The sequence below is a fragment of the Pseudoalteromonas shioyasakiensis genome (assembly GCF_024518675.1).
In the GTDB taxonomy this organism is placed as follows: Bacteria; Pseudomonadota; Gammaproteobacteria; order Enterobacterales; family Alteromonadaceae; genus Pseudoalteromonas; species Pseudoalteromonas shioyasakiensis_B.
In genome coordinates this window covers 30769-43188 of record NZ_JANIGL010000005.1, presented here as the reverse complement: position 1 = coordinate 43188, position 12420 = coordinate 30769, and the positions used below count along the sequence as shown (strand labels likewise).

Sequence of the window (12420 nt, the reverse complement as noted above, 5' to 3'; positions counted from 1 at the left end):
ATGCTAGGTAGAGTGCGCCATATGACTGGTTTTTCGCTTTTGGAACTGGTGCTAGTGGTTATTTTACTCGCCATTGTAATGACGGTAGCTGTACCGCAGTTTTTAGATATTAAGGAGCGAGCTCATAGTTCAAATGTTGATGCCGTTGCGGGGGCTTTTGCCAGTGCAGTGGGGTTAATACGAGGGCAATGGGAGTTAGATGCAAGGCCTGCCGGGAATGGGGCTTCGCAGTTCGTAACCCATATAAATTATGGAGGTGTGATTGTTGGTGTTGATGGCAGTTTAGGGACGCCGACGAGTGACGAAACAGAGCAAGAAAGTACACAGGCATTAGCGATGAGCCGTAGCAAATGCCAACAGGTGTTGAATGTAATTTTACAAGATGCACCAAGTAATACCCAAAGCAGTGACGTGTCAGTAGTTAAAGAGACATTGTTTTTAGTGAGATATAACGCAGATAAACTGCAATGTATTTACTATTTAACTCATTCTTTAGATGCGAGAAATATTCCAATCGATGGTGAACCACATATTGGCACCAGTGGATTTTCGTACTTACCTGTAACAGGCAAAGTACAGATTTTTAAATCTTAAGTAATAACAAAGAGGCTTACTTATGAAAACGCAATCAATGAAAAGTAACGTAGTTAATAAACAAGCAGGTTTTACTTTAGTAGAACTGATAATCGTAATCGTCATTTTAGGTATTTTGGCCGTTGTTGCCGCCCCTCGCTTCTTGAATCTTCAAGGTGATGCTAATGCATCAACACTTGAGGGCGTTCAAGGCTCTATTCGCAGTGGGATGAATATAGTCAATGGTAAAGCGATAATCGCCAGTGAGCAAAACTATGCACATGACGACGCTAATGTAACCCCTGAAGTGGAAGGTGTTGCACTTCATTATGGCTACCCTGTTGGTACCATTGAAGCATTTGAAGCCTTCTTAGATATTGATTTTGCAGATGTAACTGCTGATCCTTCAAATGTAAATGGCGCTGATTTTAATCTGGTCGATGGTGATAGTGAAACCACAATAGTTACTATCTTCCCTAATAGTTATGTTGTTACAGACAATTGCCGTGTTGAATACACACCAGCTACAGATAAAAACACTCCACCAGAAGTAAATATCTTATTGGATGATTGTTAATTATCTCGCAATGAAATATACGTGTAAGCAACGATTGCGTGGCTTTACTTTGGTTGAATTGATTATCACGTTAGTTATTTTGGGCATCCTGTCGGTAACGGCAGGGCCCAAGTTTCTAGGTAGTTCAACAGAGGATGCTTATGCATATCGCGACCGGGTGTTAGCTGTATTAAGAACCGTACAATTACGAGCAATGCAAAACACCGAGCTTACAAATTGCCATAAGTTATATATTTCAGCGACCTTGATAGCAGGCCCGGCGACAGATACCTGTACAGGAGGGGCTGATGTAAATAACCCCGATCACTTGGTTGTTCGTATTGATACGCAGCGTAGTGATTTTGTTTTTACAGCATTGGATGATCAAGGTGCGCAGTTTACGCAGATAAATTTCGACCCCCTAGGTCGCAGTGATCAAAGCTGCCAAGGCACTTGTAGAATAGATGTCGCACTTGCTGGAGTATGTATTAGTGGTGAAGGGCTTATTTATGCGTGCCCATAGCAATGGCTTTACCTTAATTGAGTTAATTATCAGCATTGTTATTTTTGCCATTGCACTAACCGTGATCACAGGTTTAATTGCGCCACAAGCACGGCAAAGCGCTGAGCCTATTTTGCAGCTACAGGCCAATGAATTAGGGCAGTCATTAATGAATGAGATTTTGGCTAAATCATTCGATGAGCATAGTGAACGAGCGCCGCCGTTTAGACGTTGCTCTGAGAGTTCATTAGCAGCTGAAGATTGCACTAGCACTGCCGATTTAGGCCCTGATAGCGGTGAGCTACGTACAACTTATGATGATGTCGATGACTATATTGCGCTTAGTAATCAACCGATAACAAATAGTTTAGGTGAAGCTTTACCACAATATAACGGGTTTAATGTTGTTGTTAATGTAACTTACGATAGTGATTTTAATAGTGCTACAGCCAGTGATGGCGTATTGGCAAAGCGTATCACCGTAATAGTAAGCCCCCCGAATAGCGAACAATATGGATTTAGCGCTTACAAGGGGAATTATTGATGACTAAATACCTAAAGCAGTCGGCATTTACTTTGGTCGAATTACTCATTGTTATGGTTATATTAGGGATCCTAGCGGTGACCTCTTTTGCCTTTATTCATTCAGGGTTTAATATTTACAGTCAAGGAGTTGAGCGCCAAGAAGCCGTTGCGCAAGCGCGTTTTATGCTCACGCGTTTAGCAAAAGAGCTGCGTCATGCAATGCCAAATTCGTTACGTTTACATTGTGAGAATAATTGTACTTTGAGCCAATGCCTTGAATTTACGCCATTTCAGTCAGCAACCCATTACACCGGTTATCTTCCCGCTACATCACCCTTTACGGTCACTGCGGTTGATTTTGAATTAAATGGTTTAATTCAGCCGAGTAGCGGCGATTGGGCTAGTATTTATCCACTCACCCCCTCTGAAGTTTACGACACCAGCAGCAATAAGCGACTACAATTAACTGGCTTTGTATCATCAGCAAGCAGTGAGATTGATCAGTGGCAATTCAATCAAGGATTTGCACAAGAGTCTCCCGCTAAGCGAATATATTTTCTTGCAACGCCAGTTAGCTTTTGTATCGAAGGAGCACAATTATACCGTTATCAAGATTATGGCTTTAATATTTCCCAACTGGATGCATTTGAACTACAAAGCACAAGTGGAGTTAAACGGGATTTATTAGCGCTACACTTAGGCAATGATTTAACAAATAATGCGTTTTTTAGATTAACTGATACTGCATTAACCCGTAATGCTGTACTTAATATTCATGCTGTTATGGCGTTCAACGAAAGTGAAGCTATGGTATTTAACCATGAGGTACATATTCCTAATGTTCCTTAAGCGTCGGCCGCAACATATAATAATAAATAAAACCCAGCAAAAGGGGAATTTACTGGTGATCACATTAGTGATCATTGTTGTGTTATTAGTCCTTGGCTTGGCGTTGGTCAAAATATTATCAGCCTCTTCACAACAAAATGTAATTGAGTATTACGGCTCACGTGCCTACTTAGCTGCGCAAAGTGGCTTGGAGGGGGCACTCACTGAGATTTTCCCATTAAATAGCTCTGCACAAAACTGTGCCGCAGTTACGACCACACCCGTTTTTCAAACTCCGTATTTAGAAAATTGCACCGTCAGTGTAGGTTGTCAGCAATATTTAAATGTACCCGATAGTAGCAATAGCGCAGGTTCGGTGAACATTTTTTATTTACAAAGTCGTGCTATTTGCTCTCCCAGTGATTGCGCCATAGGCGAAGCATGTCGTAAAGACTTTTGGCAAACTCAACGAACTCTCAGTGTAGCAGCGAAGACCTTGCCATGATGTATAAATTGTTTGTATTGATTATTACAATGCTCTTTAGTCTGGGGGCAATTGCTGTAACTCCAAAAATAGAAGGTCGCTTCATTGAGTTGCAAGACACTTATGTATCACCTATTTGGACTAAGATAAATTTTCAGCAACAATACGACACACCGCCTGCGGTATTTATGCTTTCGACCAATCAAGGGGGAAACCCAGCGATAGTAAGAATACGTAATGTAACTACAACAGGGTTTGAAGCCCTTCCTTTAGAGCCTACAGGGGAAGATGGTGAGCATATTACAATGGGCGCACATTATTTGGCGGTTGAATATGGTGTTCATGAATTTCCTGATGGCACCATTATGGAGGTGGGTAGCACCGATATTCAGCTAGAAATTCAATACGGCCCTAACTCTAATTACGTGATTCCGCCAAGTTATAAAAGTATCAGTTTTGCTCAGCCTTTTGCGGTGAGGCCAAACTTTTTTCATTCATTACAAACAATTAATAGCTTGGAGACTAACCCACCTAGGGATGCACTACGACCATTCTTAACGGTCGCGGTAGAAACCGGTTCATTAACAACAACAGGTGTTAACATTGCCTTAGAGGCCTCTGAAACGCGTAGCGGCTTTATAAATAGCGAAAAAGTCGCTTACTTGGTGGTAGAGCCTGGTAGCAATCGTACCTTTGTTGATGATAATCAAGTCGAGGTGTTATGGGAAAGCTTTTTTACTGGTTTTAACGTTGATGGCTGGAGTGATGGCTGTAATTACTTTTATTTCAATAATAACTTTACAACTGCGCCGCTGGTAGTCGCTAGTAAAAATAGCCGTGTTGGGAGTGATGGTGGTTGGTTGCGTAGTTGTAATTTAACCCGCTCTCGGTTAGGAATAGTCGTTGATGAGGACCGTGATGGTGATAATGAACGAAACCACCAAAATGAAGAAGCATCAATATTAGCCATGACCAGCACATTTGTCTCAAATGGCGATATTCTAAGCTGTGATACCTTGTTTCCTGGCGCGATTGCCACCTATAACAACGGCCAGATTCAGCTGGTACAGGGAGTGACAGTCACCGATAACAACGCGAATGTGCTCACTACTACAAATTATATTTCGACAGCACTAACTAATATCCCCTTATGTAATGGTCAGCCATGTGCGGCAAAAGGGGAGAATGCCCTAACCGCTGGGCAAGCCTCACAAGTGCCTACAGTTGCTAATGATGGCTCATCGGGTAGTGCTATTCCAACAACCCTCGGTGGTGACTACTTTTTTGATGAGCTGCAAATGACCATGATAGAAGCGGAATATAGGGTCACCGCGCCAACCCGTATATTTTTACAAAATTCCAGCACACTGCTATCTACTTCATTTTTAAGTGTTGCCAATACTAAAATTACAGTAGAGAACGGCGCCTATTTAGCTATTTATGTTGATGGTGCGGTATCAATCGGTGCAGGTGTTGATTTTTCGGCATTTTTAGTGGCAACGGGGGAGGTGCGAATTGCACAGGAAGCCCATTACACTGGCATGATTACTTCTGGTACTGAAATAATCGCAGAAGAAAGCTCTTCTTTCACTGGCACTGCTGTGCCCAATAACATTCCTGGTTTTTGCGGTATTAATACACCTATTCTATTAGATCACTATCGCTTATCGATGAGTGATAATAAAGGACTGACCTGTCAAGCAAAAGAGCTAACTCTAACCGCGTGTGCCAATGATGCATGCGATATTATTTATGACGAAGTCTCAACATTAGATTTGTCTCCAAGTATTACCGCTCAGCAGAGTTGGGTTACAGGGGAGGTAGTTACGTTTACAGGCATAGCCGATTTATTGTTTGCTAAACGAACATCTGGTCAGGTGCAATTTGGTTATAATGTAGCTGATCCATCGGCGCCGTTACGCTGCTATATTGGTGGCACTAATGTTGGGCTTGGTAGCTGCAAGGTAACCTTTTCTGATGCTGGCTTTATTTTTAAAAATGACAGTGACAATAACACCTCAATTTTAACGCAGTTGTCGGGTAAGCCATCAAATACTGGGTTTAATGCATCGCAATTAGCAATTCAAGCCGTAAAAACTAACACCACTACAGGGGTTTGTGAAGCGGCCTTTCCAGCTGGTGGTGAAGTTGCAATTGATTTGGCCTATAGCTGCAGTGCAGGTTCCACTTGTTCGGATACTCTCGCTTTAACCAATAATGCGACTACGCATAGCATTAGCCAAAGTTATCAAACAGTGCCGTTACAGTTTGATAGTGATTCAAAGGCACCTATTGTGATTAATTACCCCGATGCAGGAAAGCTGAGTTTGACGGCAAAGTTAAATTTAGTACTGGATCCGGTAACCAATTTATCACTTAACTTAACGGGTAGCTCTAACGAGTTTGTGGTTAAGCCATTCGCTTTGGCAATGAGCTTTCCGGATGATGGAGCTAATGCGCAAGCTAATGACGCAAGTGGCAGTCTATTTAAATTAACGGGTGAGTCATTCGCATTAAAGATGAACGCGGTGCAATGGCTTGATAACCAAGACACTAATAACGACGGCTATCCAGATAATTACAGTGTAATTTCAAATAATCCAATCGCTAAACACTTTATTGGTGATCAACCTGATGTACAGCCGAGCGTTTATTTGCCAACATCGGGTGTGCTGGGAACATTACAGCAAGAAAACTTAGTTGCGTTTGCTGATACGGGTAATTTAAGTGAATCGATATCGAATTATAGCTATGACCAAGTCGGTATTATAGATTTAACAGCAGGACTTAAAGATGCAGACTATTTAGGGGCAGGTGATGTACGCGGTGCAATTACGCGTGTAGGCCGATTTGCCCCCTCACAGTATGCTGTGCAAAATATTCAAGCCAGCGCACAGTGCACTCGATATGGCAGTAATGCTACCTACTTGAGCGAGCCATTTGCGTTAGGGTTTACTGTTCAAGCGCTTAATCATAATAATCAGGTGATGAAAAACTATATTGGTGGGTTTGTTAATTCTGAGGTTAGCATTAATGCTGAAAATAATGAAGTAGGAAACTATGTTGCAGCGAGTAGCTTAACCCCTAGACTGCAAAATTTAGAAACTAGTCAATGGGGCACAGCAGCAACAGCAGGCTTATGGCCTATCAATGATAACGATACCATATTAGCTCGACGTGGCTTTAACGACCCTGATGGCCCTTTTGAAAATGTAGACTTAATGGCAACTGTGACAGGGATTGAAGGAGCTGTTTTACTTGGTGCAGATGATAACCCAAATATCGCAACTGACTGCGCAGCGAGTAATAGTTGTAATAGTGTAGTACTTAACGATACCCCGATTAGTTTTCGCTTTGGTCGCTTAGTGTTAGGTGATAATGCTGGCTCTGATTTAGATGAACTTCGTGTACCTATGCAGGCGCAGTATTATAATGGCAGTGAGTTTGTACTTGACGCTAATAATAATTGCACAGCTTTTGTACACCCACAAATAACACAAATATCACCGAGCACACCGCAATTGAATTATACTTATAGCAGTGGCACGAGTGGTCAGCTTGAAGAGGGGATTTATCCTGCAGATAACGGTATCTATGCTCAGCCACAAGGTGTGGGTATTTTTACCTTAGAATATGCCACAGAAAACTGGCTACAATGGGATTGGCAAGGGGATGGCAGCCAACTAAATCCACAGGGAATTTTACAATTTGGCCGTTTTCGAGGAAATGATCGCGTTATTTACTGGCGTGAAGTGCGCTAATAGTTGTAAACTCAGATAATTTTTGAACAAAGCTTGTGTTTTGTCTTGCAAGTACATAGCATAAGAGATTAATTAAAAAATAATAATGACCAAATAATTGCCGCTTTTTGGGAATGGAATATATGCGAATTGCTCCTTTATCTCTGTTAATTTCTGCAAGTTTGTTTGCATCGAGTGCGTTTGCGCAAGATACAGCGACTGTGACTGGAATTGAATCTGAGATCAGTATTAAACAAGCTGAATACGATAACTCTACACAAATATTAGAAAAACATTTAAAAGAAGAAAGCCAGTTACAAAGCCAACTTGATTTATTACGTACACGTTCAACAGAGTTAGACAAAGAAAAAAACCAAGCTCTGGACGCGATGAACGAAATGTATCGTCGGTTAATTGATGATCCCACTATTGATATAAGTACTGCTCAAGCGCGGTATCAGCAAGCTGTTGTTGATCATAAGCAGAATAAAGATGATATCGCGATGCAGTTAGCGGCAATTGCATCTCATCGAAAAGATATTGAGCAAATTCGTGTAGCCAAACACACCCAATTAAATACCCTTGAAAGTTTAAAAGAGCAGCTCACAACCGCTCGCGTAGAACGTCTGCGTAATGAGTTTACCCGTGAGGGAACACTCGAAGTCAACCATACAATTAATTGTAAGCGCACTGAAACATTGGCAGCCTGTGAACAACGAGGCCAGCAAATGGGTTTGCAAAAAGCAACAAAGCGTTTTGTTGATCAAATTTTTGCAAACTTAACTGAAGAGCGTTTAGTCGAGCCAAAACGTAATATGGCTGGCGCTCAAGTACAGATTTTAAGTAGTCATGTGGTTAATAGCGCATTTAGTGGCCAAGGTAATTACAATGTAAATCTTAGCGTAACGATGCGTGGCGATGTAAATAGCAGCCGCTTATGTAACTTGTTAAGTGTGGATAATCGCTACTGCTCAGAATATGGCACACCGCTTAGCACTCCTTATCAAGCCAGTTACGGTACGACGTTCTCCGATAGTCAGTTAACATTCAGCGATAGCAGGGATAATAACACTGTGTCTGTCTCGAGAATGAGTGAACAGCCTGTACAGGATTACTCAGTTCAGTCAGCAGCCATGGTTAACCCACTTGTGGTTGATAATAATAAAAACAAAATGGTTGAGTTAACGCTGCGTTCAAACGTTTACGACGATGAAGTTTTTATTGATGGTGTTAGTTTTGGTTCAACTCGGTTAGCAACTACTTTGCCAACGGGGTTTCATGATATTGAGATACGCAAGCAAGGTTATCAACCTTACCGAGTGCGAGTAGACTTACGAAAGGCGCAAACTATCAACGCCAAGTTGGTAAAAAAGCCTGAGTCGATTGCTGCACCGACACCCACCCGCGAGCAAAGTACAAACCCAGTAGGTAATGCCTCTGGTGCAGCTGTTGTTGTAATTCCAGCTGGTAAATTTGAAATGGGTGATATTAATGGTAACGGCCTAGCTAATGAGCGCCCAGTAGTTGAAAAAACTATTGCCAACTCGTTTGCAATGCAAAGTAGAGAAGTCACTGTTGGTGCTTATCAACAATTTGTGACGAATACCGGTTATCAAACCGAAGCTGAGAAAAACCGTGGTTGTGCATATTATTTAAATGGTGAGCCTGTATGGGAAGCTAATTTAAACTGGCGTAACCCTGGCTTTGAGCAAGGAAGTGACTTTCCTGCTGTGTGTTTAACTTATAATGATGCCAAAGCCTATTCTGATTGGTTGTCTGGTCAAACAGGTCAGCGTTATCGTTTACCCAGCGAGGTTGAGTGGGAGTACGCTGCGCGTGCCGGAACTAAAACAGAATACCCTTGGGGTAATGAAATCGGTAAAAATTTAGCAAATTGTGGCTGGTGTGGTAGTGAGTGGTCAAATCAAAGCGCTTCGCCAACTGGTTCATTTGCACCAAATGCATTCGGTCTTTACGACACGGTAGGAAATGTGTGGGAATGGACTCATAAATCGACGGATAAGTCAGATGTTACTGTTCGCGGTGGGGCGTGGAACTTTGCGCCAAGCCTAGCTCGTGCATCAACTCGTTTGATTCTAGCTCCTGATTTTCGCGCAAACTATATCGGTTTTCGTTTAGTACGCGAACGATAAATATTTTTAAAGGAAGCTTAGCTTCCTTTTTTAGTTAATTTTCATAGCTAGTTGTACTTTACATTGCTGAACTAACTCAGCGTGGTAAAGTGTCAAGCAGCTAAAACAAGAACGTTTTTCAAAGGTCATCCAGCCTCATGTTTAAGAAACTCCGTGGTATTTTTTCAAACGATCTATCGATCGACTTGGGTACAGCCAACACCCTAATTTATGTCAAAGATGAAGGCATAGTCCTTAATGAGCCATCAGTTGTCGCAATTCGTCAAGAACGCGCTGGTGGCCCAAAAAGTGTTGCATCAGTAGGCACCGAAGCTAAGCAAATGCTTGGTCGTACGCCGGGCAATATCAAAGCAATTAGGCCGATGAAAGATGGTGTAATAGCCGACTTTTATGTGACCGAAAAAATGCTGCAGCACTTTATTAAGCAAGTCCATAACAATAACTTTATGCGCCCAAGCCCGCGTGTTTTGATCTGTGTACCTTGCGGTGCGACACAAGTTGAAAAGCGTGCTATTCGCGAATCTGCAATGGGAGCCGGTGCGCGTGAAGTTTATTTAATTGAAGAGCCAATGGCCGCCGCTATTGGTGCGGGGTTACCTGTATCTGAAGCAACGGGTTCTATGGTTGTTGATATTGGTGGAGGTACAACTGAAGTTGCAATTATCTCACTGAACGGTGTGGTGTATTCTTCATCGGTTCGTATCGGTGGTGATAAGTTTGATGAAGCTATTATCAACTATGTACGTCGTAACTTTGGTAGCTTAATTGGTGAAGCAACGGCTGAAAGTATTAAACATCAAATTGGCTCGGCATTTAAAACCGATGAGCCAATTGAAATAGAAGTCCGTGGTCGTAACCTAGCTGAAGGTGTGCCACGCTCATTCACTCTTAATTCTCATGAAATATTAGAAGCCTTACAAGAGCCGTTAATGGGCATTGTTAGTGCTGTGATGGTTGCGCTAGAGCAATCACCTCCAGAACTTGCGTCAGATATCTCTGCTAAAGGCATGGTATTAACCGGTGGCGGTGCATTATTGAAAGATTTAGACCGTTTATTAATGGAAGAGACTGGGATCCCTGTGGTTGTTGCCGATGATCCATTAACTTGTGTAGCCCGTGGTGGTGGTAAAGCACTCGAAATGATTGACATGCACGGTGGTGACGTATTTAGTTACGACTAATGAAGTTAATGTTTGGGCGTGCCATCTCTTTGCAGCTGCGACTTTTTGTCGCAGTGCTTTTGAGTATCGTATTGATTGTTGGGGATAGGTATACCCAAGGTGGCACCACAGTCCGTACCAGTTTAAATACCCTTGTTAGCCCATTAATCTACCTTGCTAACCTCCCTTACGAAGTGTTTAGTCTGGGCGCTAAAAGCCTACACACTCGCGAACAATTGCTTCGTGAAAATGAAGCATTAAAGCAAAAGCAATTAATGCAAAGTGAACAATTACAACAATATCAGTTTTTAGATAAAGAAAACCAAAAACTGCGCGCATTGTTAGGCTCATCGGCAAAACAATCAAATCGAAAAATCATTGCCCAAGTGTTGTCAGTACACTCAAACCCATATAGTCATCAAGTGGTTATTAATCGTGGGGCCATTGACGGCTTAAGTGAAGGGCAAGCGGTGATTGATGAAATGGGCGTGGTTGGGCAGCTCACTAAAGTGGGCTCTACGACTTCTCGAGTGTTACTTATGACCGATACAACCCATGCAACGCCAGTACGTATTTTACGTAACGACGTTCGTACCGTGGTCGAAGGGGTCGGTAAAATAAATTTGGTGAAACTCTCACATGTACCACACAGTTTAGACGTACGCTACGGCGACATCTTGGTTACGTCAGGTTTAGGTGGCACCTTTCCTGAGGGTTACCCTGTGGCGGTAGTGACTGAAATTAATCGTGATGAAGGACGCCCATTTGCCCAAGTGTACGCCGAGCCAATCGCTCTGTTAGACCGCATTCGTTTATTAGTCGTGTTATGGCGAAATAAACAGGACAGTATTGCTGATGAATAGTCGTTTTAGTTTATTAATTGCCTTGAGCATCTTTTTTGCTTTGATCATGGCATTAATGCCACTGCCATTTTCGTTTGAACCATTTCGGCCTGACTGGGTATTATTGGTATTAATGTATTGGTCATTAGCTGTGCCACACCGGCTTAATATTGGCACTGCGTGGGTAGTTGGTTTAATTATTGATTTAGCCTCAGGCTCCCCCCTTGGAGTCAATTCACTTACTTTCTCTGTTTGTATTTTTATAACCGCCAGCAATTTTCAAAAAATACGTAACTTCTCATTGTGGCAGCAAGCAATTTTAGTGGGCTTGTTTTTGACTTTTTATCATTTAATGCAATTTTGGTTAAATCATTTTTTAATGGATGTTTACTTTAACCCGCAGTATTTATGGCCTGTAGTGACAGGCATGCTTAGCTGGCCTTGGGTGTTTTTATTATTACGTAAATATCGTCGTCACTTCAGGATCAGATAATGCAAAACGCCATTTATTTAGCGTCGGCCTCGCCACGGCGCAAAGAGCTTTTAACTCAGCTTGGCATTGAGTTTTCGCAATTTAGTGTGGATGCTGATGAAAGCCAGTTTGAAAATGAATCTCCCATTGCATATGTCGAGCGCTTAGCCAGATTAAAAGCCCAAAGCGGTGTGGCAATGGGTTACCACGACAGGCCCGTTCTTGGCAGTGATACAGTTGTTGTTATTGATAATCAAGCGCTTGGTAAACCAACGGATAAAGCAGATTTTATTGCAACTCTAAAGCGTTTATCTGGACGAACTCACCAAGTACTCACTGCCATTGCCTTCGCCTCTACAGAGCGCGTAATTAGTCAGGTTGTCACCACCGATGTGACTTTTAAATCACTGAGCAATGAAGAGCTTGATGCTTATTGGCAAAGTGGTGAGCCGCAAGATAAAGCGGGTGGTTACGGTATACAAGGCTTAGGTGGCCGATTTGTAACCCATATTTCAGGTAGCTATTTTGCGGTTGTCGGCTTACCTTTATATGAGTGTGAAAAATTATTAAGTGAATTTTAAGTAG

At 42.2% G+C, this 12420-nt stretch carries 12 protein-coding genes; all 12 read left to right on the top strand.

Annotated features, from left to right (window positions below):
• Positions 1–594: an agglutinin biogenesis protein MshB gene (locus NQT69_RS14195; protein ID WP_256828354.1), complete on the top strand. Its 594-nt coding sequence runs from the start codon at positions 1–3 to the stop codon at positions 592–594.
• A 22-nt stretch (positions 595–616) separates the two neighbouring features.
• Positions 617–1150: a prepilin-type N-terminal cleavage/methylation domain-containing protein gene (locus NQT69_RS14190; protein ID WP_256828353.1), complete on the top strand. Its 534-nt coding sequence runs from the start codon at positions 617–619 to the stop codon at positions 1148–1150.
• 10 nt (positions 1151–1160) lie between these two features.
• Positions 1161–1652: a pilus assembly FimT family protein gene (locus tag NQT69_RS14185; RefSeq protein WP_256828352.1), complete on the top strand. Its 492-nt coding sequence runs from the start codon at positions 1161–1163 to the stop codon at positions 1650–1652.
• Entirely contained in the window at positions 1639–2175 is a 537-nt protein-coding gene (locus NQT69_RS14180) for a prepilin-type N-terminal cleavage/methylation domain-containing protein (RefSeq protein ID WP_256828351.1), read from the top strand. The genes NQT69_RS14185 and NQT69_RS14180 overlap by 14 nt, the downstream gene beginning before the upstream one ends.
• Complete coding sequence (locus tag NQT69_RS14175) at positions 2175–3005, top strand: PulJ/GspJ family protein (RefSeq protein WP_256828350.1); 831 nt, start codon at positions 2175–2177, stop codon at positions 3003–3005. The genes NQT69_RS14180 and NQT69_RS14175 overlap by 1 nt, the downstream gene beginning before the upstream one ends.
• A complete protein-coding gene (locus NQT69_RS14170) occupies positions 2995–3489 on the top strand; it encodes an agglutinin biogenesis protein MshP (protein WP_256828349.1) in 495 nt (164 codons plus the stop codon). Before NQT69_RS14175 ends, NQT69_RS14170 begins: the two co-directional genes overlap by 11 nt.
• The gene (locus tag NQT69_RS14165; protein WP_256828348.1) at positions 3486–7229 is read left to right on the top strand and encodes an H-type lectin domain-containing protein; all 3744 of its coding nucleotides are present in this window, start codon (positions 3486–3488) and stop codon (positions 7227–7229) included. The genes NQT69_RS14170 and NQT69_RS14165 overlap by 4 nt, the downstream gene beginning before the upstream one ends.
• A gap of 122 nt (positions 7230–7351) precedes the next feature.
• The gene (locus NQT69_RS14160; RefSeq protein ID WP_256828347.1) at positions 7352–9361 is read left to right on the top strand and encodes a formylglycine-generating enzyme family protein; all 2010 of its coding nucleotides are present in this window, start codon (positions 7352–7354) and stop codon (positions 9359–9361) included.
• A 137-nt stretch (positions 9362–9498) separates the two neighbouring features.
• A complete protein-coding gene (locus NQT69_RS14155; protein WP_256828346.1) occupies positions 9499–10542 on the top strand; it encodes a rod shape-determining protein in 1044 nt (347 codons plus the stop codon).
• Positions 10542–11384: a rod shape-determining protein MreC gene (gene mreC, locus NQT69_RS14150; protein ID WP_256828345.1), complete on the top strand. Its 843-nt coding sequence runs from the start codon at positions 10542–10544 to the stop codon at positions 11382–11384. The genes NQT69_RS14155 and mreC overlap by 1 nt, the downstream gene beginning before the upstream one ends.
• Positions 11377–11856 (top strand): rod shape-determining protein MreD, encoded by a 480-nt coding sequence (gene mreD, locus NQT69_RS14145; protein ID WP_256828344.1) that lies wholly within the window; start codon positions 11377–11379, stop codon positions 11854–11856. Before mreC ends, mreD begins: the two co-directional genes overlap by 8 nt.
• Positions 11856–12416 carry a Maf family protein gene (locus NQT69_RS14140; protein WP_256828343.1) on the top strand — a complete coding sequence of 187 codons (561 nt, stop codon included), beginning with the start codon at positions 11856–11858 and terminating at the stop codon, positions 12414–12416. The genes mreD and NQT69_RS14140 overlap by 1 nt, the downstream gene beginning before the upstream one ends.
• The last annotated feature ends 4 nt before the right edge of the window (positions 12417–12420 follow it).